The following is a 24880-nucleotide window of genomic DNA, read 5'->3' as shown; positions in this document are numbered from 1 at the left end:
CATCTCAATTCCCCTTGCGTCCGAGGCGTTGGGCGGCCTCGCGGAACGTCTCGAATGTCTGTTGGTCTGTCGGCGCACCCGGCACGGCAGGCCAGGGCTCGTCGAGGCGCCTGACCAATTCCCGCGCCGCCTGGCGCAGGCCGGCTTCGTCGAGGTCGCCCTCGCCGCGCAGCGCGGGGTCGGCGCAGAAGGCATCGACTTCGTAGAACATGAGGTCGGCGGCATAGGGCACGCGATCGCCCGCCTCCACCGCCGCCCGCGAAGCTTCAAGATAGGCGCGCTCGAAAGCGACCCCATCCATCGCCCCGTCGATGAAGTCGGCCATGAGGCTTGCCCAGGGCTCGCGGTCGGGGGCGGCGCGCGTCACCGGGCGCCCCTCGCCTGCATGAAGAGGCCCGCCGTAATCAGCGTCGCCGCAACAAAGAGGCAGGCGCCCGCCATGAGGAACATGTCGCCCCCTGCCCCGATGCTGCTCGCGCCCGTCCCCTGCATGAGGAAAAAGCACGCCCCCGTCACCGCCAGAAGCCCGAAGGCAACGAGCCGGCCTGCCGCAGTGCGGATCGCCGGGCGCGCCAGCGTGCCCACCAGCAGCACCATCAGAAAGCCCAGCCCCGTGGCGATGGAAAAGAGCGGCGGCAGCATCTCCCGCATCGTTCAGCTCTTTTTCTTGTACATCGCCAGCATGCGCTGGGTGACGAGAAAGCCGCCGAAGATGTTGACGCTCGCAAAGATGAGCGCGATGAACCCGAAGAGTTTCGACACCCAGCTGCTCTCGCCCGCCAGCGACACCCCGACCGCAAGCAGCGCGCCCACCACGATCACCGAGGAGATCGCATTGGTGACGCTCATCAGCGGGGTGTGCAGCGCCGGCGTCACGCTCCACACGACGTAATAGCCCACGAAGATCGCCAGAACGAAGATGGCGAGGCGGAAGGTGAAGGGGTCGATTGCCCCGCCCGTCGCCGTGCTGACGGCGAGGCTGATGGCGTCGGCACTGTGCTCGGCGGTCGTTTCCATCACTGGTCATCCCTTGGGGTTTCGGGCTTGCGGGGCACACGCGGCTTGGCCGCGGCCCCGGTCTTTGCGGGCCGCGCGGGCTTGGCCTTCGCCCCGGCTGCAGCAGGCTTCGTCGCATCGGCGCGTGTCGCCGCCGCCCGCGTTCTGGACGCAGCCGTCTTGGGCGCAGCGGTCTTGGACGCAGCGGTCTTGGGCGCGGCAATCTTGGAGGCATCAGTCTTGGGAGCGGCAGTCTTCGGCGTCGCCGCCTTGCGCGCCCGCGGCTTGGCAATGGCGGCCGGCGCCGGAGCGGCTTCAGTCGTCGATGCGGTGGAGGCTTCGGCCGGCCGCTCCTCGATCACCGCCGCTTCGGGCGGACGGGGCGTGTCGGCCATTGCCGGCACCTCGGTCGGCATCGGGGCAGGCTCGAGCCTGATATTGGGATGGACGATCGCCCCGTCCCGCGTCAGCACGGTCGCCTTGACCAGCTCATCATCCCAGTTGACCGCAAGCGCCCGGGTCTCCTTGCCGATCAGCGTTTCGAGAAACGCCAGCAGATTGCGCGCATAGAGCTGGCTTGCGCTTGTCGGCAGCCGCCCCGGAAAATTCCGGTGCCCGATGATCGTCACGCCCCGATGCTCGATGATCTCGCCAGGCACGGTCAGCTCGCAATTGCCGCCGCGCTCGGCCGCAAGGTCGACGATCACCGAACCGGGCGCCATCGTCTCCACCATTTGCGCCGAGATCAGCCGCGGCGCGGGCCGGCCCGGGATCAGCGCGGTCGTGATCACGATGTCCTGCTTGGCGATATGGCTTGCGGTCAGCGCCGCCTGCTTCTGCTTGTATTCGGCGGACATTTCCTTGGCATAGCCGCCAGAGGTCTCGGCCTGCCTGAATTCGTCGTCCTCGACCGCGATGAACTTGCCGCCGAGGCTTTCGACCTGTTCCTTGGCTGCGGGGCGGACGTCATTGGCGGTGACGACGCCACCGAGCCGCCGCGCGGTCGCGATCGCCTGCAGGCCCGCAACGCCCGCGCCCATCACAAAGACCTTTGCCGGGCGCACCGTGCCCGCCGCCGTCATCATCATCGGGAACGCGCGCCCGAAGGCGGCCGCCGCCTCGATCACGCCCTGATAGCCGGCAAGGTTGGCCTGGCTCGAGAGGATGTCCATCACCTGCGCGCGCGTGATGCGCGGCATAAATTCCATGGCGATCGCGGTGACGCCCGCATCCGCCAGCGCCTTGATGGCCGGTTCGTTGCCATAGGGGTCCATCGCCCCGATGACGAGAGCCCCCGGCGCAGCACCGGCAAGCGCCGCCGCCTCGGGCCGCCGCACGCCGAGCACCACCTCCGCCCCCGCCACCACCGCAACGCGGTCCGCGAGCATTTCGGCGCCCGCGGCGGCAAAGGCCTCGTCGGTAAAGCGGGACCGAGCGCCCGCTCCCGCTTCGATCACCACGTCCGCGCCGAGCGCCTTGAGCTTGCCCACGGTCTCGGGAGAAACCGCGACCCGGGTCTCCCCCTCGGCCCGCTCGGCCAGGACTGCAATCTTCATCGACAACTCCTCGTCAACTCGGGGGCGGGCCGGTCATCCGGCGGTTTCGCCCTCTCCCGCGAGGGCGTCGGGAGAGGGCTTAGGCTATGATCAGGAAGTAGAGGATCACCATGAGGATCGCGACCGAGATCGTGCCCCACTTCACCATCACGAGGAACCGCTCATAGGTCCCCTCATGCATGCGATAGTCCATCGCCGGCGGCAGGTAATCGGTATCGGGCTCGGTCGTCTTGGGCTTCGGATTGGCCATGCGTCAGTCCTTGGATCTGGTGTTCTTCAGTTTGCCTGCGGGGCGGTGGCTTCGAGCTCGCCGATCAGCCTCTCGATCATCGAGAGCCCGAGCGACCAGAATTGCGGATCCTTGGCGTCCAGTCCGAACGGCGCCAGCAGTTCGGAATGATGCTTGGACCCCCCGGCCTTCAAGAGCTCGAAATAGCGCTCCGCGAACCCCGCGCTGGATTTCTCATACTGTGCGTACAGGGAGTTCACAAGGCAATCCCCGAAGGCGTAGGCATAGACATAGAAGGGCGAATGGATGAAGTGCGGGATGTAGGACCAGAACACCTCATATCCATCATTGAGCCGGATGGCGGGACCCAGACTTTCGGCTGAGATTTCCATCCAGATCGCGTTGAGCTGCTCGCGCGTCAGCTCCCCCTGCCGCCGCTCGGTGTGCACCCGGCGCTCGAAGCTGTAGAACGCGATCTGGCGCACCACGGTGTTGAGCATGTCCTCGACCTTGGAGGACAGGAGCGCGAAGCGCTGCTTTGGGTCCGTCGTCTTCTCGAGCAGCGAGCGGAAGGTCAGCATCTCCCCGAAGACGCTTGCGGTTTCGGCCAGCGTCAGTGGGGTCGGCGCCATCAGCGGCCCCTGCGGGGCGGCGAGCCTCTGGTGCACTCCATGGCCGAGCTCGTGGGCGAGCGTCATCACGTCGCGCGCCTTCCCGAGGTAATTGAGCATCAGGTAGGGATGGGCGCTCGGCACCGTGGGGTGCGCAAAGGCCCCCGGCGACTTGCCCGGCTTCACCGGCGCATCGATCCACCCGCCCTCGAAAAAGGGCTGCGCCACTTCGGCGAGCTCGGGCGAAAACCGGCCATAGGCCTCGAGCACCGTCGATTTGGCGGTCTCCCAGTCGAAGATCCGCTCGTCGCTCGTGGGCAGCGGCGCATTGCGGTCCCAGGCGTCGAGCTGGTCCTTGCCGAACCATTTCGCCTTCATCGCATAATAGCGGTGCGAAAGCCGCGGATAGGCCGAGCGCACCGCCGTCTCGAGCGCGTCGACCACTTCCCGCTCCACCGAATTGGCCATGTGCCGGCTGTCCGCAATATCGGCGTAGCCGCGCCAGCGATCCGAGATTTCCTTGTCCTTGGCGAGCACATTGGTGATGTGGGTGAAGAGCCGACCGTTCTGCTGCAGGGTCGTCGACAGCCCCTTGAAGGCCGCCGCGCGCTTCTTCTCGTTCCGGTCGGACATGAGGTTGAGCGTCGCCTCGAGCCCCAGCGTCTCCCCGTCCACGTCGAATTCGAGGCTGGCCATCGTCTCGTCGAAGAGCCGGTTCCATGCCTGCGCCCCGCTCACCGACTTCTCGTTGAAGAGCTGCTCGACCCTGTCCTCGAGCTGGTAGGGCTTGGCCTTGCGCAATTCGGCGAACCAGGGGCGGTAGCGGGCGAGGTCCGGATCCGCTTCGAGCGCCGCGTCGAGCACCCCGTCCTCGATGCGGTTGAGTTCGAGTTCGAAGAAGATGAGCCCGGTCGACATGTCGGTCAGCGCCTGGCTCACATCGCCAAGAAACTTCGCGCGCGCCGGATCGACCGTGTTCTGTGCATAGTTGAGATAGGCGAAGGACGCGATCCGGCCCGTGAGGTCGCCCAGGGCTTCGGTGCGGCGGATCGCTTCGATGAGCCCGCCTTCGCGCGCCAGCGTCTCCAACCGCCCCTTGTAATCCGAAGCAAAGGCCTTGGCCTCCTCGGCCGCCCGCTTCAGGTCCGCCTTGAGCTCGGGCGCATCTGGGCTCGCATAGAGATCGGTCAGATCCCATTCGGGCAGCGTGCCGAACCGGTTGTGCCCCTCTTTTGCGGGCGCTGCGGCAAGGCTCTTGCTATCGGTCATCTGGCTCTCGAACTGGTTTTGGCAAAACGTGTTTCAGGCAAGCTTAGCCACCCCCGTCACCCCTGCCAAGGCTGCGGCCCCGCGTCACCTCGCCACTTAATCGGCTGTTAAGAGCCGGCGGTCAGTCTGGCCCAAAACGGCACAGCCGATTCGCGTCACCACTCCGCCGGAAGCCCATGACCACCGTTCTCGTTGTCGACGACAACCCCATCGACCTGCGCCAGACCGCCGACATGGCGGCCCGCACCGGGCTCGCCGTCCGCACCGCCCCGTCCGGGGAAGCCGCCCTCACAATCCTGCGCGAAACGCCGGGCATCGCCGCCATGGTGCTCGATCTCACAATGCCCGATCTCGATGGGCTTGCGCTTCTCTCGACGCTTGCGCGCGAACGGATCGCCGTGCCCGTCATCGCGGCCGTCACGCCGGCGGGGCTCGATGCCGTCGGCTCGGCGCTGCGGCAGGGGGCCGTCGATTTCATCATCAAGCCGGTCTCGGCCGAACGGCTGTCGGTCGCCCTGGCCAATGCGCGGCGTCTTGTCCGGCTCGAGGCCGAGCTCGGCTTCGAGCGGAGGCGGCGCGCCGGGCTCCTCACCGCGGCCGATCTCGTCGCCCGTGCGCCGGCAACCGAGCGCATGGCCGGGCTCGTCCGCAAAGCCGCCCGCACCGCCCACCCCGTGCTCATCGAAGGCGAGACCGGCACCGGAAAGCATCTGCTCGCCGAAGCGATTCGCGGTGGCGGGGACCGCGCGGGCAAGCCGCTCATCCGCTTCGATTGCGCGGCCGAAGATCCCGCCGAGCTTTTTGGACGCCTCTTCGGGCGTCGGCGCGGCACGCTGCTCGAGCCGGGCGCCGTCCAGTCCGCCCAGGGCGGCACGCTGCTCCTCACCGAGATCGGCGCCCTTCCCGAGCCCGCCCAGGAGGCGCTCCTCGCCCTCATCCGCGACGGGGAAATCCGGCCCCAGGGCGCGACGCGGGCCGAGCGCGTCAACCTACGGCTCATTGCCACGAGCCGCGTGCGCCTCCTCAACCTCGCCCGCGCCGGGCTGATGCGGGAGGATCTCTACTACCGGCTCAACGTCATGCCGATCTACATGCCACCGCTTCGCGAGCGCACCGAGGACATCCTCCCCCTCGCCCGGCGCATGCTCGATCGGCTCGGTGCCGAGTTCGGCCGGCGTGGGCTCTCGCTCACCCCGGATGCCGAATCGCTCCTTTCCGCCCATCCCTGGCCGGGCAATCTCGCCGAGTTCGAAACCGCGCTTTTCCGCGCGGCGGTCTCGGCCACCGATGGCCGCATCGAACCTCATGACCTGCCTCATCTTCTCGCCTTTGCCGGCCGCGCGGCCGAACTCGCCGAGGCGCCGCTGAAGGCGCCCGCCGCGCCCCTTCATATCGATGATGCGGTCCTGAGGCGACGCAAGCCCGAAGGCCACCGGCCCGACCGGTTCTTGAAGCCAGACGGGGAGGTGACGAGCCTTGCCGAAATCGAGCGGCAACTCATCGTCTTCGCCTTGGCCCAGCACGGCAACCGCATGTCGCGCGTCGCCCGCGCCCTCGGCATCGGCCGGTCGACCCTCTACCGGAAACTCCGGGAATTCGGGCTCGAAGCCGAGGACAAATCCGATGCGGCCTGACCCCGCGCCCGCGCGCCCCGTTGCAGGAACGTCACAAGCCCTGCTCACAAAAACGCGAGCAATTGTCAGCGTTAAGATTTGTGCGTTAATCGAAATCAATCCGCATTTGCGCCGCGTTCCTGCCCCCGCTGCGCCGCGAAACGTCGTCGTTGGAGCCTCCATGAAAACGCTCTCCGCCTGCCTGCTCGCCGGTTTCGCCATTCTCGCCCTGCCCCAGGCCGCATCCGCCCAGCAGGTCGCCATGATCGACGGCACGGAGGTCACGCGCGTCGTCATCGCTCCACCCAAGAGCGATCTCGCCGGCATCATCCGCACCGCGCTCGCGGAGGACTACAACGCCGCCCCGCGCGACACCCGCGCCTGGCGCGAAGCCCAGAAGCTCTATTTCTCCTATGGCGAACGTGGCTTCGAGCCGCTCTGGCTGACCGAGAGCCCGACAGGCGCACCCGTCTTCTCCCCCACCGCCGAGGCCGTGGTCGCGGCTTTCCGCGCCGCGGACCGCCAGGGCCTCCGCCCCTCGGACTATCTGACCGACGCCATCGCCACCCCGCCCGCAGGCGCCGATGCCGATGCGCTCGCTGCGTTCGAGACCGCGTTCTCGGCTGCCGTCGTGCGCTACGCCCAGCACCTGCATGGCGGTCGCATCGATCCGACCAGCGTCTCGGGCTATTTCGACCTGCAGCCGCGCCGGATCGATGCCGCCGATGTGCTCTCGCGCATCTCCTCGGGGGAAGATCCCGAGACCGTCTTCGCTTCGGTCGAGCCCACCCATCGCGAATATCGCCAGCTCAAGGATGCGCTCGCCCGCTATCTCGATGGCAGCATGGATCGGCAGGTTACCATTCCCGAAGGCCCGCTCCTGCGCGTCGGCATGAGTGATCCGCGCGTGCCGGCCCTGCGCGAGCGCCTCTCGCTGCCGGCGGCCTCCGACACCCTCTACGATCAGGCGCTTTCGGACGCCGTCCTCGCCTTCCAGGAGAGCCTCGGGCTCCAGCCCGATGGCGTCACCGGCCCCGCGACCGTCGCTGCGTTGAATGGCGGCACCGCGACCCGCAAGGAAGACATTCTTGCCAATATCGAACGTTGGCGCTGGGCGCCGGGCGAATTCGGCGACTTCCATGTCCAGGTCAATATCCCCGAGTTCCGCCTCGCCATCCGCTCGGGCGACGAGGTGACCTACGAGACCCGCGTCGTCGTCGGCACGCCCAAGAACCAGACGCCGGTCTTCTCGGACATGATCCGGCACCTCGTCGTCAATCCCTACTGGAATGTGCCGACCTCGATCGCTCGCGACGAGATCGGGCCGCGCCTGATTTCCAATCCGGGCTATCTCGCAAGCCAGAACATGGAGCTGCTCTATGGCAGCCAGGTGATCAACGCCAGCTCGGTCAACTGGTCCGCGACCAGCATCAACACCTTCCGCATCCGCCAGCGTCCCGGCGCCGGCAATGCCCTGGGGCAGATCAAGTTCCTCTTCCCCAACAAGCATGACGTGTACCTCCACGACACGCCCTCCAAGGCGCTCTTCTCGCGCTCCTTCCGCGCCTACAGCCATGGCTGCGTGCGCGTTCAGGACCCGTTCGCCTTCGCCGATGCGCTGATGGCCAATGAGCCCAGGATCAGCGGCGCGTCGCTGCAGGGCATGTTCGGCCCCTCCGAGCGCTGGGTGAACCCAGAGACGCGCATCCCGGTGCACCTCACCTATTTCACCCTGCGCGTCGATGAGGACGGCACCATCCGCTCCTATGGCGACGTCTACGGCCACAATGCCCGGCTGATCGAACTGATGGGCGTCTAGCCCTCCGATTCGCGGCCACGCCTCAAGGGCCCGCTTCACTCCGGTGGAGCGGGCTTTTTCGTGCCGCGCCGCCTGAAGGAAGAGCAGCGTTTACGGGCGCTTAATATTTCGGCCTTGGTTCAGCCCGATTTTTTTCATAGTTCTTGTCGGCAGAGGGCAGGCCCGCAAGCGGCTGGGGATGGAGCTTTAGCGTTAACAATTTCTACCGGACTTGGCGCTAGCCTCTACTCCCGTCCCGTCGTTCCGGGCTTTGTTTTGCGTAGTGGGGAACTTGTTTTGCAGTTGCAGCGCTTCTTGCGGCACGTCGTAGCCGCCATGATCAGTCTGACCGTCCTGCTCCCGGCAATGATGGTCCCTGCAAGCGCCAATTCGGGCGATCGCACCCTCTATCTCCACTACACCCACACCAAGGAAACGGCCCGTTTCACCTATAAGCGCAATGGCCGGTTCGACCAGAAAGTGCTGGGCGAACTCAATTATTTCCTTCGTGACTGGCGGCGCAACGAGCCCGCCAAGATGGACCCTGCCCTCTTTGACCTGATCTGGGCGGTCTACAATGAAGTGGGCGCCACCCAGCCCGTCCACATCGTCTCCGCCTATCGTTCCCCTGCGACCAACGCCATGCTGCGCGCCTCCTCCTCGGGCGTTGCCGAGAACTCGCAGCACACCCGTGGCCAGGCCATGGATTTCTTTATTCCCGGCGTGCCGCTGCCCCGACTGCGCGAAGTCGCCATGCGCTACCAGGTAGGCGGCGTCGGCTATTATCCGAATTCAGGCAGCCCGTTCGTGCACCTCGATACCGGCAATGTGCGCGCCTGGCCGCGCATGACGCGCGCCCAGCTCGAAAAGATCTTCCCCGATGGGCGCACCCTGCACCTGCCCTCCGACGGCAAGGTGCTCTCCGAGCAGGGCCGCCGCTACGCCCAGGCCGAATGGGAAAAGTGCCGCATGGTCCCCTGCGGCGCCGCCGCCTCCGGTGGCCAGCGCACCCTTATGGCCGAAGCGCCCGCTTCGGGCCGCCGCACGCTGATGGATCTCTTCTCGGGCGGTGGGCAGGATCAGTCCCAGACCACCGCGGCTGCCCGCGCTTCCGGCTCGCCTGCGCCCGCCGCACCCGCCGCTCCCGCTGCCATTGCCACGGCTCCCGCCGTCCCCGCAGCACCCCCGGTGCCCGCCGCTCCGCGCGATATCGAGCCCGAAACCGCAACCATCGCCGTCGCCGCGCTCGATGCGCCGATCCCCATGGCCCGCCCCGCCGCCCGCGCGCCCGAGCCGACCGCCGCCGCTGCCGAACTGCCCTTCGGCACCGAGCCGAGCGCGCCTCTCGAGGCGCCCGCCCTTCCCGCCGCGCCCCGCCCTGCGATCAAGTCGGCGGGCCTGATGCTCGCCACCGCGCCGCGTCCTGCCGCCGCCGAAACCACCGAGACCGCGATCTCCGCCATCGCCGCGCTCGACCAGGCGCCGATCCCCGCGCCCCGCGTCCACATGACCCCGCGCGCCGAGCCCCAGCTCGTCACCGCCTATGTCCCGCAGATCGAATCCGAGCCCGGCGCCCGTCGCGCCCTCGAGATGATCCTCTCCCGCGACACCACCGCCAGCATTCCAGAAACCAAACGCGCGCCCTCCATGCCCGCGACCTTCACCGCAAGCTTCCCGGCCCCTGCCGAAAGCCCTGCGGCCGCAGTCATCGCCGAGGACGCGACCATCGAGACCGCCTCTCTAGGCGGTGCCCAAGGCGCGCTCGACACCATTCGCGGCCTCTTTGAATCCACCTGGAATGCCGTCACCGGCGCTGCCACGGCCTCCGCCGGCATGACGACCGCGCTCAACGCCGTCGCCGCGAGCCGCAGCGCCGAACCCCGCCTCGGCAAGCGCCAGGGCGATCTCGTCGCCCCCGATCTCGATGCGGGTGCGCAGAGCCTCTTCAGCCCCGTGCCGCTGACCGACGCCCGCTATGCCGGCAGCTATGACGCCGAAGGCTATGTCGACCGGGATGCCGAACTCGGCGCCCTCGCCGGTCGGATCGATTTCGAACCCGAGGCAAATGCCCCCGTCTACGACCGGTTCGAGCGCAACACTCCGATGATCCTCGCCGCCCGTTGAGGCGGCGCGGTTGCAAAGCCGGGCGGGCCCCTCTAAATCTGAGGGTTCAGGTAACTGCTCGGCAAAGGACCGGCTCTTGACAGACAAGCCGTCGACCCCACTGCTCGATACGGTGAGCACCCCAGCGGATCTCAAGACGCTCGACCGCGCCCAGCTCCGCCAGCTCGCCGATGAGCTTCGCGTCGAAGTCATCGATGCCGTCTCCTGCACGGGCGGCCATCTGGGCGCCGGCCTCGGCGTCGTCGAGCTCTCCGTTGCCATCCACGCCGTCTTCGATACGCCCCGGGATCGGCTGATCTGGGATGTCGGCCACCAGGCCTATCCCCATAAGATCCTCACCGGTCGGCGCGCCCGCATCCGGACCCTTCGCCAGCGCGATGGCCTTTCCGGCTTCACCCGCCGCGCCGAGAGCGATTACGACCCGTTCGGAGCGGGCCACTCCTCCACCTCCATTTCGGCCGGCCTCGGCATGGCGGTCGGCTCCGATCTCCAGGGCAAGCGCCGCAATGTCGTCGCCGTCATCGGCGATGGGGCCATGTCCGCCGGCATGGCCTATGAGGCGATGAACAATGCGGGCGCCATGAATGCGCGCCTCATCGTCATCCTCAACGACAACGACATGTCCATCGCCCCGCCCACGGGCGCAATGAGCGCCTATCTCGCCCGGCTCGTCTCCGGCCCCGCCTATCGCGGCATCCGCGAAACCGCCAAGCAGCTCGCCGACCTCCTGCCGCCCTTCCTCAAGGACAAGGCGCGCAAGACCGAGGAGTTCGCCCGCGGCTGGTGGACGGGCGGCACGCTCTTTGAAGAGCTCGGCTTCTACTATGTGGGCCCGATCGACGGGCATAATCTGGATCATCTCCTGCCCGTGCTCGAAAACGTGCGCGATGCCGAGACCGGTCCGATCCTCGTCCACGTCATCACCAAGAAGGGCAAGGGCTACGCGCCCGCCGAGGATTCCGCCGACAAATATCACGGCGTCTCCAAGTTCAACGTCATCACCGGCGCCCAGGCCAAGGCACCGTCCAACGCGCCCTCCTACACGTCGGTCTTCGCCTCGAGCCTGATCCAGGAGGCCCGCGAGGACGAGCGCGTCGTTGCCGTCACCGCCGCCATGCCGTCCGGCACCGGGCTCGACAAGTTCGGCGAGCTTTTCCCGAACCGCATCTTCGATGTCGGCATCGCCGAGCAGCACGCGGTCACCTTTGCGGCGGGCCTCGCCTGCGAGGGCATGCGCCCCTTCTGCGCGATCTACTCGACCTTCCTGCAGCGCGCCTACGACCAGGTCGTGCACGACGTCGCCATTCAGAACCTGCCGGTCCGCTTCGCGATTGACCGCGCCGGCTATGTCGGCGCCGATGGCCCCACCCATGCCGGCAACTACGATGCGGCCTATCTCGGGGCCATCCCGAACATGGTGCTGATGGCTGCGGGCGACGAGGCCGAGCTCAAGCACATGGTCGCCACCGCCACCGCCTATGACGAAGGCCCGATCGCCTTCCGCTATCCGCGCGGCGACGGGCTTGGCGTCGAGATGCCCGAACGGGGCCTGCCCCTCGAGATCGGCCGCGGCCGCATCCTGCGCGAGGGCTCCTCGGTCGCCATCCTCTCCTATGGCACCCGGCTCGGCGACGTGATCGCAGCCGCCGAAAAGCTTGCCGCCTTCGGGCTCAGCCCCACCATCGCCGATGCGCGCTTCATGAAGCCGCTCGACGAGGCGTTGATCGCGCGGCTGGCGCGCGAGCACGAGGTTCTCCTGACCGTTGAAGAAGGCGGCATCGGCGGCTTCGGCAGCCATGTCGCGGTGTTCCTTGCGCGCAACGGGCTGCTCGACGGCAAGCTCCGCTTCCGCCCGCTGATGATGCCCGACACCTTCACCGAGCAGGCGAGCCAGGCCGACATGTACGCCGCCGCGGGCCTCGACCCCGCCGGCATCGTCTCGACGGTCCTTTCCGCCCTCGGCACCGACGCCGAAGCCATGCGCCTCCTCAACGCCAGCCGCGACGCGACCTGAGCTAGCCGGCCACGAAGGGTCGGGCCCCCGCTCCCGGACTACCTCACCGTCAAACCACCACACTCTCCCCCCGTCATTGCCGGGCTCGTCCCGGCAATCCACCTCTCCTCCGCTCAGAACCATCGCCCCCTCCGTGCCCTACCGCTGGACCACCGGGACAGGCCCGGTGGTGACGGACTTGCGGGACTTGGGGCTTGGTATCGAGAAACTGGTGCAAGGACGCGCCTGACGACGAACGCAGGCGCAAAGACGGCCCGACCCAAAGCAGGGCCGCACCAAGCTCACCCCAGCACCACCTCACCGCCAGACCTCCGCCCGTCCCCCCGTCATTGCCGGGCTCGTCCCGGCAATCCACCTCTTCCCGCGCAGGATCATCGCCCCATCACCCGCGCCGGCGCTAATCGGCATCCATCAGCCATCCGCGCAAATCCGACCAGTCGGGGTTTACCGCCTCGATCAGATTGATCTTCCACTGCCGCGGATAGTGCTTGATCGTCTTTTCCCGCTGGATCGCCGACACGACGAGGTCATGCTCCTCCAGCCAGACCAGCCGGTGAACGCCGTAGCGGCTGGTGAAGCCGGGGGTCAGGGCATGACGATGCTCGAACCATCGCCGTGAAGGATTGGTCGTGACACCCACATAGAGCGTCCCGTTGCGACCCGACGCGAGGATGTAGACATAGCCCTTCATGGCACCAGCGTGCCCCGGCTCGACCACCCGGACAAGCCCGGTGGTGACGGGGATCGAAGAGACAGCGCATCGACGAAGCCAGTGGCCTCAGCCTTCGCAACATCCGGGGGTCAAACCTCCACGCCCTCCCCCCTTGATTGCCGGGCCCGTCCCGGCAATCCATCTTTCAGCCTTCGCCCCTCTCTGTCCGAAGCCAGGGAGCCCCGCTCAATCCTCGTCGGGGGGCGCTGCGACCATGCCCAGGGCGGACATGTAGAGTTCGAGCAGGGCTTCCTGCTCCATGCGCTCATTGTGGTCCTGCTTGCGGATCCGCACGATCTGGCGCAGCACCTTGATGTCGAAGCCATTGCCCTTGGCCTCGGCATAGATTTCCTTGATGTCGTCGCTGATCGCCTTCTTCTCCTCCTCCATGCGCTCGATGCGCTCGATGAAGGCGCGAAGCTGGTCCTGCGCTACGCTGTCTGAATCTACCATTTACGTCTCCGGATTCTCGTGCCCCGTTCAAGCCCAAGGGGCGCTGCCGTTCAAGCCCGAATCGGGCCAATCCACACGCCCGCCCGCCCCTCAGCGCATTTCCGCCAAATCCGGTGTTTAGCGGTTGACACACTCCAACCCTATGCGCACAACGAGGACCGTATTTCTCATGATCTCTGGCAGGGCTTTGCTCATTTCGCGTCATGGTTTGATCCTGGCCGGCATGCTGGCCGCAGGGCTGTTCGCCGGCGCGACCCCCGCCATGGCCGATTTGCGCGTGTGCAACGAAACGCCAAACCCGGTCTCGATCGCACTGGGCTACCGCGCCGAGCGCGGCTGGCAGTCCGAGGGCTGGTGGGTCGCCCCGCCCACCCAGTGCGCCACCGTGTTCCAGGGTGATCTCAATTCGCGCTTTTTCTATCTCTTCGTGGCCGACGACATCGGGGGCGGCGCCTGGGACGGCTCTGTCTTCATGTGCACGCGCGACGAAACCTTCACCATCTTCGGGGTGGAGGACTGTCTGGCGCGCGGTTATGAGCGGACCGGCTTCTTCGAGGTCGACACTCAGAACCGCACCGACTGGACCCTGCAGCTGACCGAAGCGAACGCAACGCCAGCCGAGCCGGATGGGCTCGAGGCCGACATCCTCGATGGCGAGCCCCTCGATCCGGACGATCCCCAATCCCAAGAAGCCGAAAGTGCCGATAGCCCATGAAACGCATGCGCCGCGTCAAGATCCTCGCCACGCTGGGCCCCGCCTCCCATGACGAGAAGACCATCGAGGAGCTGGCCCGCGCCGGCGCCGATGTGTTCCGCATCAATATGAGCCATGCGAGCCACGAGCTCCTCGCCGAGACCGTCCGGCGCATCCGCCGGGTCGAGGCCAGTCTCGGCCATCCCCTCGGCGTTCTGGTCGACCTTCAGGGCCCCAAGCTGCGCGTCGGCACCTTCGAGGGCGGCGCGGTCCAGCTGACCTCGGGGGAGACCTTCACCCTCGATTCAGAGCGCACCCCGGGCGGGCTCACCCGCGTCCACCTGCCCCATCCCGAGATCATCGAGGCGGTCAATGTCGGCGATCGGCTGCTGCTCGACGACGGCAAGATCGAGCTGCGCGCCACCCGCGTCGGCGGCGGCGCCATCGAGACGAGCGTGGTGCATGGCGGCAAGCTTTCCGACAAGAAGGGCGTGTCGCTGCCCGATACCCTGCTGCCGGTCGGCGCGCTGACCGAAAAGGACAGCGCCGACCTTTTGAAGGCCCTCGAGAACGATGCCGACTGGATTGCGCTCAGCTTCGTGCAGCGCCCCGAGGACATCATCGACGTCCGCAAGATCGTTCAGGGCCGGGCCGGCGTCATGGCCAAGATCGAAAAGCCCCAGGCCATCGAGCGGCTCGAGGAAATCATCAAGCTCTGCGACGCCTTCATGATCGCGCGTGGCGACCTCGGGGTCGAGCTGCCGCTCGAAACCGTCCCGGGCCTGCAAAAGCGCATGATCCGCGTGGCCCGGCGCTATGGCAAGCCGGTGGTCGTCGCCACCCAGATGCTCGAATCGATGATCAGCGCCCCGGTCCCGACCCGCGCCGAGGTCTCGGACGTGTCGATCGCGGTCTTCGAAGGGGCCGACGCCATCATGCTCTCGGCAGAGTCGGCGTCGGGCCAGTATCCGATCGAAGCCGTTGCGACCATGAACAAGGTCGCGGTCGCCGTCGAGAACGACGTCAACTACCGCACCATCATCCGCTCCCAGGCGACCGAGCCCGAGGCGACGGCCGCCGACGCCATCTCGGCCGCGACGCGCCAGGTCGCCGAGACGCTCGATCTGGCCGCCATCGTCACCTACACCTCGTCGGGCTCCACGGCCATCCGCGCGGCGCGCGAGCGACCCTCCAAGCCCATCCTCGCGCTCTCGCCGAACCAGCGCACCATTCGCCGGCTGTCGCTCGTCTGGGGCGTCCATTGCGTCCAGACCGAGGATGCGATCAGCCTCGAGGACATGGTCGATCGCGCCTGCGTCATCGCCTATCAGGAGGGCTTTGCCCGTCCGGGCGACCGCATCGCCATCACCGCCGGCGTGCCGCTGGGCACCCCCGGGGCCACCAACATGCTGCGCATCGCCTTCGTCCGCCAGGACGGCGCCGGCTCGTCGTAAGGCTCAGGGCTCGGTCTGGCGCTCGCGGCGGACCGGTTCCGCCGGGGCACGGCTCTCGAGCAGGCTCTTGAGCGTTTCGAGGTCGGTGGACATCCATTCGACCTCGGACGCAAATTGCGCGTCGGTCACGCCCCGCCGCTGCTGCAGGAGCATCGTCAGCTCGCACCCCTCGTCATTGGGGTGCAGCCGCGCCGGCGTCTTCAATGGCGGACGATCGGCATGGGTCACCGTGAAGTCGAGCACCCCATGGCTATTTGGCGCGGCAAACGTCATGACGGCCCGCCCGCCCGGCAGGTCGACCAGATAGTCCCGCCCGCCCAGATGCTCGAAATGGTCGCCATGCATCGGGCCCCAGCTCGGGAAATTCCGTGGCTCGCTCAAAAAGGCGTAAACCTCGCCGAAAGGCCGCCCGATCCTGATGCCGATACTCCTCGAATTGAACACCTGCGTGCTCCTTTTTTCTGCAGCAGAGCCTGCCAATCGGTCCGAAACAAGACCGACCATGGTCTCATCGGGTCGCCAAAAGCAAAAGGGCCCGCCTCTCGGCGGACCCTTCTAAGCCACGCGATCGCCAGGCCCCATTGGGGCCTACGCCTCAGCCCTGGCGGGCCTTGAAGCGCTTGTCGACCTTGTTGATGATGTAGATGCGGCCGCGGCGGCGGACCAGCTTGTTGGCACGGTGCCGGCCCATCAGGGCCTTGAGGGAATTGCGGATCTTCATCGTCGGACCTCGATCAGAAATAAAAAGAGGCGCCGCGCGCCCACCAATTGGCGCGGAAAATAGGGGCAAATCCTGCCCCTGTCAACGACCTCCATGACAAAGATGACACCCCTCGAAAACCCCCGGAAATCCTGGGGGTTAAGCCTTCGAGGCCGCCTCTGATGGCCTGCCCGAGCCCCCCTCCAGAGCCATGGTAAACCGCCCCGACATCCGGGAGCGGGCGTCCCTCCCCCTCAGCGCTTGCCGCGCGGCTTGTGGCCTGCCGTCATTGGATCCGGCTTTTTCGGCCGGGTCCAGCCCGTCGGCGGGGCGACCACCGGCACGTGCGTGCCGAGCCCCATCTGCCCCGGGGGCGGCTGGCGCACTTCGGGCGTGCCGGCTTCGGCCTCGCCCTTCCAGCGCTGCAGCTCATCGCGCAGGCGCGCGGCCAGTTCGAAATCCTCGGCCTCGGCCGCCGCCTGCATGCGGCGCTCGAGCTCTTCTATACGTCTGTTGATCGAAGTGGAGGACATGAGCCATCCCTTTCCCTGTCGGACGATCGGTGCGCTAGGTCGCGCCGATGAACACCTGCATCTCCTCGAGGGTTGCTGCTTCCCCCGCGGGCTTGTCCCAGCGGATCCGGTTGATGCGCGGAAAGCGCAGCGCCACGCCCGATTTGTGCCGCGCCGATTCCTGCGCGCTGTCGAACGCCACCTCGAACACCAGCGACTTCTCGACTTCCCGCACCGGCCCGAACGCCTGCAGCGTATGGGTACGCACCCATTTGTCGAGCTGCTTCAGCTCCGCATCGGTGAACCCGAAATAGGCCTTGCCGATCGGCACGATCTCATTGCCCTTCCAGACCCCGAAGGTGAAGTCCGAATAAAACGAGCTGCGCTTGCCGTGCCCGCGCTGGGCATACATCAGGATCGCATCGACCAGATTGGGGTCGCGCTTCCATTTGTACCATAGGCCTTTGGGCCGCCCCGGCACATAGGGCGAGGTCCGGAGCTTGACCATGACACCCTCATGCCCGTGCTCGTCGGCCCCGCGCCGCCTGTGCTCGGCAAGCGTCGGCCAGTCCCCAAAGTCCAGCACCTCGGAGAGATCGAGCCGGGTCTGCCTGTGGCGGGTAAAGAACGCTTCGAGCCGCGCGCGCCTTTCGGTCCATTCGAGCGCGCGGATGTCCTCGCTGCCATCGAACAGCATGTCGTAGACACGCACGAAGGCCGGCAGGTCCTTGAGGTGCTTGGGGCTCGCAACCTTGCGGTTGAGACGCTGCTGCAGGTCGTTGAACGGGCCGGGCGCGAAATCGGCGCCCACCAGAAGCTCGCCATCGAGCACCGCGTCGCCCATCATCGCCTCGACGACGTCGGGGAAGGCCGGACCGATATCGTCTCCCGTCCGCGAAAAGAGCGACACGTTTCCCCGCGCCGCGACGAGCTGCACCCTTATGCCGTCCCACTTCCATTCGGCCGAGAAATCGGCGGGGTCGAGCTTTTCAAGATCTCGCGCCTCGTCGATCGGGTTCGAGAGCATCATCGGATGGAAGCGCGCCGCATGGTCGATGTCGGGCCGCTCTCCCCGATCCTCAAGCCATGTGAAGAGTTCGGCGTAAGGGATTCTGAGACCGTGCCAAACCTCTTCGATGGCCTGCAGATCCTTGCCGCTCATCTCGGCGAGCGCCGTTTTGGCGAGCCGCGCCGACACGCCGATGCGCAAGGCCCCGGTTGCCAGTTTCACCACCGCCCAGCGCTCGTTGATCTCCGCCCGGGTCAGGAGCGACGAGATCAGCCGGGGCAATTCCCCCTTCGATGTCGTGTTGAAGAGTTCGATGAGATCGGTGAGCGACGGCAGCTCCTCGGTGCCCCCGTGATGGGGCCAGATGAGCGCGATGGTTTCCCCCAGATCCCCCACATAATCGTAGGAGAGCGCGAAGAGATGGGGGTCGACTTCCCCAAGAACGATCTCCTTGAGCTTGGCGGGCTTCACGTTCCGGAAGCTCAGCGCCCCGGTCAGCACCGCCAGCGCATAGCCGCGATCGGGGTCGGGCGTCTTGGCGAAATATTCGGCGAGCGCGGCAATCTTGCGGTTGCGCGACGGGGTCAGGGCGAGCAGTTCGAGCAATTGGGCGAAGGCCTTCACCTCTCGTCCTCCTCCCCCTCTTCATAGCCCTGGATGTTGAGCGGTTCGGCAACGAGCCCCTGCTGGCGGCAGTGATAGACGAGCGCATCTTCGCGCCCATGGGTCACCCAGATCGTTTCGGCGCCCGTATCGGCAATAGTTTCACGCAGCTCGTTCCAGTCCGCGTGGTCAGAAATGATCAGCGGCAGCTCGACGCCGCGCTGCCGGGCCCGCTGCTTGACGCTCATCCAGCCCGAAGCCATGGCGAGCACCGGATCGGGCAGGCGCCGGCTCCAGCGATCCTTGAGCGCCGAGGGCGGCGCGATCACCACCCGGCCCGCAAGCTCGGGCTTGGCCACCCCCGTCGCCGGTCGCAGATCCCCGAGCGGGATGCCCCGCTCCTCATAGAGCGCGCAGAGCCTCAGAAGGGCGCCGTGCAGATAGATCGGCGCATCGTGCCCGCCTTCGCGCAGAAGGCTGATCACCCGCTGCGCTTTCCCCAGCGCATAGGCGCCGATGAGATGGGCTCGATCGGGGTTCGCCTCGAGCGAGCGGACAAGCCGGGCGATCTCGTCGCTCGGCGCCGGGTGCTGGAAGACCGGCAATCCGAAGGTTGCCTCGGTGACCAGCAGGTCGCAGGGCACCAGTTCAAAGGGCGCCGCAGTGCGGTCGGGCAGGCGCTTGTAGTCGCCCGTCACCACCACGCGCTGCCCCCTGTGCTCGATCAGCACCTGCGCGCTGCCGAGCACATGGCCGGCCGGATGGAGCGTGATCCGTACATCGTCGATGCTGACGGGCTCGCCATACTCCACCGGCTGGAAACTGCCCGCGCACGCTTCGCCGTAGCGCGTCTTCATGATCGCGATGGTGTCGGGGGTCGCCAGCACCGCTCCATGCCCCGAGCGGGCATGGTCGGCATGGCCATGGGTGATGATCGCCCGCTCGCGGGGCTGTACCGGATCGATGAAGGTATCGATCGCCTTGAGATGAAGATGACGGTCGAGGAGCGGGCTGGCCATGGTGATCGGTAACGCCGTCAATCCCGCGCCGGTTCAGGCCCGACCGCTATTTCGGCACCTTGAAGGCGAGCACGTCGATCTTGTGGATTTCGGGCGGGGCGCTGAGCAGTTCGTCCGATTTTGCGCCGAGCGCCTCGGCGACCATGCCCGCAAGATGGGCCGCCCGCCCCTCCTCGGAGGGAAAGCCGTCGAAGATCGAATAGCTGCCATCGTCCTCGCGCAGCGCGAACCAGACGGTCGTGTCCGGCTCGGCCTCGACGAGCGGCTGTGCGGCGGCGAGAAAGGCCTCGAGCGCCTCCGCCTTGCCGGGCTTGGGCTTGAGGCGGACATAGAGAGCTTTCTGCACCATTTCGCGTCTCCTTAAGATGATGGAGGAGGAACCCCGCGCCGCTGCCGGGGTTCCCCGCCTCAGAGCACCTTTGTGAGCGAGAGCAAGCCGGCGCGTGCCGCATTGGCCTCCTGCAAAGCCGTCTCCGAGCCGAGCACCACCACCCGCCCGCTCGATTTCAACGCATCGAGCGCATCGGCGAGCCGATGGAAATCGGCCACGCTTGCGCCCAGCACCTCCTCGCGCCGTTCCTGCCGCGCATGCACGGTGTCTTCCATCAGATAGCGCGCCATCGAGGTAAAACCCTTGGCGTCGGGCAGCATGTAGCGGTCGATCTGCCCGATCGCCCCGATGATCGAGCTCTTGAGCTCGGCCTCCCCGATCGGCTCGCGCAGGAACGCCGCCGCCCCGTCATAGACGTCGAGGGTCTCGAGCAGATTGGGGTCGCGATAGGAGACGAAGACGAACCCGCCGGTGAAGGGGTCGAACCCGGCCGACCCGCCATAGGCTCCGCCCTCTACCCGCACCTTGTCCCAGAGATAGGTCGTCTGCAGGTGCCGCAGCACCACCGAGGTCGCCGCCGTGCGGGTGTAGCCGAGCCCGTAGAGGTCCCCGCCCTTGCCCACATAATTGACCTGCCCGGGAAAGCTCAGCCCCTCATTCGTCCTCGGGCTCACCGGCCAGTCGAGATGGTCCCCGCCGCGTTCGGGCAGGGTCTCGAGCATGCCCCTCAGCCCCGGCTCGAAATCGGCGATCAACCGGTCCTCGGCCGTCACATTGACCACCATGCGCGCCCGGTCGACGAGCACAGTGCGGATCGCCTCGAGATCGGCCGCGACCCCGCCCCAATCGGTTTCGATCCTTTCGGCAAGACTGCGCAGGAAAAAGAGATAGCTCACCCCGCCCATCTGCTCGGCCACCCAGTCCGAAGCGTGCAGCGATGCGCGCAGCCGCGTGCTGACGATGCCGTTGCCCGCCGGCGCAAGGCGGCTTTCGAAGCCTGCCTTCTCCTCGAGCACCATCTGCTTGATGCGCTCGCGATTGTCGAGCCGGGCGGTCAGCACCACTTCGCTCAAGATATCGAGCAGCTCTGCGCCCTTGTCCGCCGTCGCCTTTGCGCGAAGAAAGAGCCAGCTCGCCGTGCCGCCCGCGGCCTTGGCCGAATGCCAGCGCGAGGGATAGATGCCGCCCGTCGACCGTCCGATCCGCTGGCTCAGCGCCACGAAATCGGCCTTCGCCGTGCCCGTCTGCAGCAGCGCCCGGCTGAAGATCGGGATATAGGCGAGCCGCTCGGGCGCCAGCGTCCTGAGGTCGAAACCGAGATCGAGATAGACGATGCCATTGGTCGGCTGTTCGTGGCGGAAGTACTGCACGCCTGCAAGCGCGCTGACCGAAATCGGGATTTCCTTGTTCTCGGCAGGCAGATCGCCGAGCTGCAGGGTCGGGATCCGCGCCAGGTCCTCTGGCCTGTCCGGGGTCGCCTGCAGCGTCTTGAGCCGTGCTTCGACCTCGCGGATCTCCGCGAGCGCCCGTTCGTCCATCGCCGCCTTGGCCGCGTCGAGCCGGGCCCGCTCTTCGGCCGCTTCGCGCGCCCCCTGCCCGGGATCGGCCTTCAGCGACACGGTCGTCCGATGGGTGTTGGTGAGCAGATGCCGCCTGATCAGGTCCGAAAAGATCGGCGCCCCCGCGGCAAGCCTCTCCTTGAGCGCCTGAAGCGGCGCTTCGAAGGCCAGCGGCTCGAGCGGATCCTCACCATGCAGCCACGTCCGCATGGTCCGGAACATGATCGAGAGGCCGCGCGGATAGGATCCGGTATTGTTTTCCCGGAGCGCGAATTCGAGCGTATTGAGCGCCGAGGCCACCGTTCCCTCGTCGATACCGTCCGCCGCAAGCCGCTCGAGGGTCGAAAGGATCAGCGCCTCGACCTTTTCGGCATCGCCCTCGGCGATCCCCTTGAGCCCGACGGTGAACATGGGCTGGTAGAAATCGGCGACGAGCCCGCTGCCCGTCAGCCCCTCCCCGAGCCCGGAATCGGTCAGCGCCTTGCGCAGCGGCGCGGCGGAATTGCCCACCAGCGCCTGTTCGAGCACGCTGAGCGCCAAAGCCTCCTCGGCATTTTCGAACCGGTCGAGCATCCAGTTGACCGTCACCATGCCTGTCTTGCGGCCGGCCTCCGCCTCGCTTGCCGCGTAGGTCTGCTCGATCCGGCGCGGCTCGGCAAAGCGCGGCTGCGGCGCAATCGCGGCATCCACTTCGCGAGCCTCGAACTGCCCCAGATAGGCTTCGAGCATCTCGAGCCGCCCCGCCTCCGGATCGTCCCCGTAAAAGACGATCCTTGCATTGGAAGGATGGTAGAACCGCTCGTGAAAATCGCGGAACGCCTCATAGCTGAGGTCCGGGATCGCCGTGGGATCGCCGCCCGAATTCACCCCATAGGTCGTGTCGGGATAGAGCGAGAGCTGGCTCGCCTTGGACAGGACCGCGCTCGGGGAGGAATAGGCGCCCTTCATCTCGTTGAAGACGACGCCCTTGAACTTCAGCGGCGCCTGGCTCGCCTCGAGCTCGTAATGCCACCCTTCCTGGCGGAAAGTGTCCTCCGAGATCAGCGGGAAGAAGACCGCGTCGAGATAGACGTCCACCAGATTGTAGAAGTCCTGCAGGTTCTGGCTCGCCACCGGATAGGCGGTCTTTTCGGGGAAGGTCATCGCGTTGAGGAAGGTCTGCAGCGAGCCCTTCAGCATCTCCACGAACGGCTTCTTGACCGGATATTTCCGGCTCCCGCACAGCACCGAATGTTCCAGAATATGGGCCACGCCGGTCGAGTCGGCGGGCGGCGTCTTGAAGGTGATGCCGAACACCTTGTTCTCGTCGTCATTGGCGAGCGAGAGCACTTCGGCCCCGGTTTTCCTGTGCCGGTAGAAGCGGGCGGTCGAATTGACTTCGGGAACGGACTGCTCGCGCAAGAGGTCGAAGGCGGGATGGGACATCGGAATTCCTTATCGGGCTTTGCCCGCTAATCTAGGAACCCGGCCGCCGATCCGCCAGTGCGCGACAATGATGCCGTCAAACCAGGACCCCATCACACGCACAATCGGGCACCTCCCCCCTCGTGGGGGAGGATGGGAGGAGGGGGTCAGTTCCGTTCCTTGGTGGCAAAGAAGCGAATGCCCGGCCAGTCCCGCTCGGCCCGCGCCAGCCACCAGGAGTTCTGCGCGAGGAAGATCGGATCGCCCGCCTTGTCCTCGGCCAGTTCGAGCTTGTTGGCGGTGATGAACCGCTTCAGCTCGTCCTTGTCCTCGGCTTCCACCCAGCGGGCCATCTCGAAGCCCACATCCTCGAAGGTGATGGGCACGTTGTATTCCTTGGCGATGCGGGCGGCGAGCACTTCGAGCTGCAGCGGCCCGACGACGCCCACCAGCCAGTCCGCGCCCACCATGCGGCGGAACACCTGTGCCACGCCCTCTTCGGCCAGATCGCTCAGGGCCTTGCCCAGCTGCTTGGCCTTGATCGGATCGGTCAGCCGCACCCGCCGCAGGATTTCGGGGGCAAAATTGGGAATGCCCGTCACCTTGAAGCTCGCGCCCTCGGTCAGCGTGTCGCCAACGCTGAGCGAGCCGTGATTGGGAATGCCCACGATGTCCCCGGCCACCGCCTCGTCGGCGGTTTCGCGCGTCGCGCCGAAAAAGAACATCGGATTGGCGATCGCGAGGTCCTTGCCGGTGCGCACATTGCGCAGCTTCATGCCGCGCCGGAACGTGCCCGAGCAGAGACGCACGAACGCCACGCGGTCGCGATGATTGGCATCCATATTGGCCTGCACCTTGAAGACGAACCCCGAAACCTTGGGCTCGGACGGCAGGATCGGGGTTGGCTCGGCCGGCTGCGGGCGCGGCTCGGGCGCCCAGTCCCCGAGCGCCGCGAGCAGTTCCGGCACCGAAATGCCCTTGAGCGCCGAGCCGAACACCACCGGCGTCAGATGGCCCGCGCGGAACGTCTCAAGGTCGAATTCGGGCAGGCCCGCCCGCGCCAGGTCGAGCGTCTCGAGCGAATTGCGGATGACCGGATCCGCGTTCAGCTTTTCGTCGAGCAGCAATTCGTCGACGTCCTCGAATTCGCGCATCACCTCGCCCGAGGGCGAAAGCACCTCGCCGGCGACCAGATCGACCGTCCCGCGGAAATCCACCCCCTGCCCCAGCGGCCAGACGATCGGCGTCACGTCGAGCGCCAGGGTCGAGGCGATTTCATCGAGAATGTCGAGCGGCTCCTGGCCCTCCCGGTCCACCTTGTTGACGAAGGTGACGATCGGGATGTCGCGCAGCCGGCAAACCTCGAAGAGTTTCAGCGTCTGGCTTTCGATGCCCTTGGCAAGGTCGATCACCATCACCGCCGCGTCCACCGCCGTCAGCGTGCGATAGGTGTCCTCGGAAAAGTCAGAGTGCCCCGGCGTGTCCAGCAGGTTGAAGGTGAGCCCCGAATGCTCGAACGTCATCACCGAAGAGGTGATCGAGATGCCGCGCTTCTGCTCGATCTCCATCCAGTCCGAGCGCGTGGCGCGCTTGTTGGAGCGCCCGCGCACCTGTCCGGCCTCCTGGATCGCGCCCGAAGCGGCCAGCAGCCGCTCGGTCAGCGTCGTCTTGCCCGCGTCCGGGTGCGAGATGATCGCAAAGGTCCGGCGCGACTGATAGGGCAGCGTCTTTGCGGATTTCGTGGTCGCGGGGGCGAGTTCGGTCATTAGGGGCGGTCTTCCGGGGCAGGCGGGGAAACAGCCGGGGTTGTTTCACCGCAAGCGCCGCCGATCAACAGCAAAAAGAAAAGGCCGCCCCTGCGGGCGGCCTTTCCCAGATTTCGCGATCTCCGCGGGACCGGGGCAAGCCCCGGGCGCTTCGACCCTATGACGAAGGCTGCTCCGTCACGAGGCGACAGGACCCAAAACCCCGGGAAATCGACGATTTCTTGAAAGACATTGGATCACCTCCTCTCAGCTGTTGACGTTGGCAAGATGCTGGCGCGCTTTCGGCGATTTGGCAAGCCACATCGAAGTCACGCAAATGTGTGTTTCGCGCCGGACATTTCCCGATCTTAAGGTTAATGAACGGCAAACATTGCGCCTGCTTGCCGATCGTCTAGCAGTGGGATCTGAACGATCCCGGAGAAGCGTCGGCCCATGGCCTCCTCGCCCCGCATAT

Annotated in this window: 22 protein-coding genes; 6 read left to right on the top strand and 16 right to left on the bottom strand. The window is 66.5% G+C overall.

The window, feature by feature from the left end; translation table 11 throughout:
* Window positions 1-4: 4 nt before the first annotated feature.
* The 6 genes from EMQ25_RS01245 to EMQ25_RS01220 form a co-directional block, all read right to left on the bottom strand.
* Complete coding sequence (locus EMQ25_RS01245) at window positions 5-367, bottom strand: colicin immunity domain-containing protein (RefSeq protein ID WP_127186738.1); 363 nt, start codon at window positions 365-367, stop codon at window positions 5-7.
* Window positions 364-651 (bottom strand): hypothetical protein, encoded by a 288-nt coding sequence (locus EMQ25_RS01240; RefSeq protein WP_127186737.1) that lies wholly within the window; start codon window positions 649-651, stop codon window positions 364-366. Before EMQ25_RS01240 ends, EMQ25_RS01245 begins: the two co-directional genes overlap by 4 nt.
* Window positions 652-654: 3 nt before the next feature.
* Window positions 655-1017, bottom strand: coding sequence for a proton-translocating transhydrogenase family protein (locus EMQ25_RS01235; RefSeq protein ID WP_127186736.1), 363 nt, complete (start codon window positions 1015-1017; stop codon window positions 655-657).
* Window positions 1017-2558 (bottom strand): Re/Si-specific NAD(P)(+) transhydrogenase subunit alpha, encoded by a 1542-nt coding sequence (locus EMQ25_RS01230; protein WP_425290220.1) that lies wholly within the window; start codon window positions 2556-2558, stop codon window positions 1017-1019. The genes EMQ25_RS01235 and EMQ25_RS01230 overlap by 1 nt, the downstream gene beginning before the upstream one ends.
* 73 nt (window positions 2559-2631) lie before the next feature.
* Window positions 2632-2802: an aa3-type cytochrome c oxidase subunit IV gene (locus EMQ25_RS01225; RefSeq protein WP_244606425.1), complete on the bottom strand. Its 171-nt coding sequence runs from the start codon at window positions 2800-2802 to the stop codon at window positions 2632-2634.
* Window positions 2803-2828: 26 nt separating this feature from the next.
* Window positions 2829-4661: a M3 family oligoendopeptidase gene (locus EMQ25_RS01220; protein ID WP_127186734.1), complete on the bottom strand. Its 1833-nt coding sequence runs from the start codon at window positions 4659-4661 to the stop codon at window positions 2829-2831.
* Between the two features lie 176 nt (window positions 4662-4837).
* Between EMQ25_RS01220 and EMQ25_RS01215 the strand changes: the two genes are divergently transcribed.
* From EMQ25_RS01215 to dxs, 4 genes are all read left to right on the top strand, one after another.
* Window positions 4838-6295 carry a sigma-54-dependent transcriptional regulator gene (locus EMQ25_RS01215; protein WP_127186733.1) on the top strand — a complete coding sequence of 486 codons (1458 nt, stop codon included), beginning with the start codon at window positions 4838-4840 and terminating at the stop codon, window positions 6293-6295.
* Between the two features lie 160 nt (window positions 6296-6455).
* On the top strand, window positions 6456-8093 hold the full coding sequence (locus tag EMQ25_RS01210; RefSeq protein WP_158625906.1) for a L,D-transpeptidase family protein: 1638 nt from the start codon (window positions 6456-6458) through the stop codon (window positions 8091-8093).
* A gap of 315 nt (window positions 8094-8408) precedes the next feature.
* Window positions 8409-10196, top strand: coding sequence for a peptidoglycan L,D-endopeptidase MepK (locus EMQ25_RS18300; protein WP_127186731.1), 1788 nt, complete (start codon window positions 8409-8411; stop codon window positions 10194-10196).
* Window positions 10197-10272: 76 nt separating this feature from the next.
* Window positions 10273-12210, top strand: coding sequence for a 1-deoxy-D-xylulose-5-phosphate synthase (gene dxs, locus EMQ25_RS01200; RefSeq protein WP_127186730.1), 1938 nt, complete (start codon window positions 10273-10275; stop codon window positions 12208-12210).
* 397 nt (window positions 12211-12607) lie between these two features.
* On the opposite strand, the gene EMQ25_RS01195 is transcribed toward dxs, so the two are convergent.
* Together EMQ25_RS01195 and EMQ25_RS01190 are read right to left on the bottom strand one after the other, a co-directional pair.
* Window positions 12608-12901, bottom strand: a complete 294-nt coding sequence (locus tag EMQ25_RS01195) for a GIY-YIG nuclease family protein (protein WP_127186729.1) — start codon at window positions 12899-12901, stop codon at window positions 12608-12610.
* A 207-nt stretch (window positions 12902-13108) separates the two neighbouring features.
* Window positions 13109-13375, bottom strand: coding sequence for a DUF2312 domain-containing protein (locus EMQ25_RS01190; protein ID WP_127186728.1), 267 nt, complete (start codon window positions 13373-13375; stop codon window positions 13109-13111).
* A gap of 169 nt (window positions 13376-13544) precedes the next feature.
* Between EMQ25_RS01190 and EMQ25_RS01185 the strand changes: the two genes are divergently transcribed.
* Together EMQ25_RS01185 and pyk are read left to right on the top strand one after the other, a co-directional pair.
* Window positions 13545-14090 (top strand): DUF1036 domain-containing protein, encoded by a 546-nt coding sequence (locus tag EMQ25_RS01185; protein WP_127186727.1) that lies wholly within the window; start codon window positions 13545-13547, stop codon window positions 14088-14090.
* Window positions 14087-15523 carry a pyruvate kinase gene (pyk, locus tag EMQ25_RS01180; protein WP_127186726.1) on the top strand — a complete coding sequence of 479 codons (1437 nt, stop codon included), beginning with the start codon at window positions 14087-14089 and terminating at the stop codon, window positions 15521-15523. Before EMQ25_RS01185 ends, pyk begins: the two co-directional genes overlap by 4 nt.
* Before the next feature lie 3 nt (window positions 15524-15526).
* On the opposite strand, the gene EMQ25_RS01175 is transcribed toward pyk, so the two are convergent.
* From EMQ25_RS01175 to EMQ25_RS01140, 8 genes are all read right to left on the bottom strand, one after another.
* Window positions 15527-15967, bottom strand: a complete 441-nt coding sequence (locus EMQ25_RS01175) for an SRPBCC family protein (RefSeq protein ID WP_127186725.1) — start codon at window positions 15965-15967, stop codon at window positions 15527-15529.
* A 151-nt stretch (window positions 15968-16118) separates the two neighbouring features.
* Complete coding sequence (gene ykgO / locus EMQ25_RS01170) at window positions 16119-16244, bottom strand: type B 50S ribosomal protein L36 (RefSeq protein ID WP_127186724.1); 126 nt, start codon at window positions 16242-16244, stop codon at window positions 16119-16121.
* Window positions 16245-16477: 233 nt separating this feature from the next.
* On the bottom strand, window positions 16478-16756 hold the full coding sequence (locus EMQ25_RS01165; RefSeq protein ID WP_127186723.1) for a UvrB/UvrC motif-containing protein: 279 nt from the start codon (window positions 16754-16756) through the stop codon (window positions 16478-16480).
* A 34-nt stretch (window positions 16757-16790) separates the two neighbouring features.
* A complete protein-coding gene (locus EMQ25_RS01160) occupies window positions 16791-18368 on the bottom strand; it encodes a cisplatin damage response ATP-dependent DNA ligase (RefSeq protein ID WP_127186722.1) in 1578 nt (525 codons plus the stop codon).
* A complete protein-coding gene (locus tag EMQ25_RS01155; protein WP_127186721.1) occupies window positions 18365-19366 on the bottom strand; it encodes a ligase-associated DNA damage response exonuclease in 1002 nt (333 codons plus the stop codon). Before EMQ25_RS01155 ends, EMQ25_RS01160 begins: the two co-directional genes overlap by 4 nt.
* A 46-nt stretch (window positions 19367-19412) precedes the next feature.
* Window positions 19413-19715 (bottom strand): putative quinol monooxygenase, encoded by a 303-nt coding sequence (locus EMQ25_RS01150; RefSeq protein ID WP_127186720.1) that lies wholly within the window; start codon window positions 19713-19715, stop codon window positions 19413-19415.
* A 59-nt stretch (window positions 19716-19774) separates the two neighbouring features.
* Window positions 19775-22681, bottom strand: a complete 2907-nt coding sequence (locus tag EMQ25_RS01145) for an insulinase family protein (protein ID WP_127186719.1) — start codon at window positions 22679-22681, stop codon at window positions 19775-19777.
* 146 nt (window positions 22682-22827) lie between these two features.
* Window positions 22828-24426: a peptide chain release factor 3 gene (locus tag EMQ25_RS01140; RefSeq protein WP_127186718.1), complete on the bottom strand. Its 1599-nt coding sequence runs from the start codon at window positions 24424-24426 to the stop codon at window positions 22828-22830.
* Between the last annotated feature and the right edge of the window lie 454 nt (window positions 24427-24880).

Origin of the sequence: Arsenicitalea aurantiaca (genome assembly GCF_003994485.1) — a bacterium.
Classification (GTDB): Bacteria; Pseudomonadota; Alphaproteobacteria; order Rhizobiales; family Devosiaceae; genus Arsenicitalea; species Arsenicitalea aurantiaca.
Note: the sequence above shows the minus strand (reverse complement) of the source record. Positions and strands in the feature narration are given on the sequence as shown.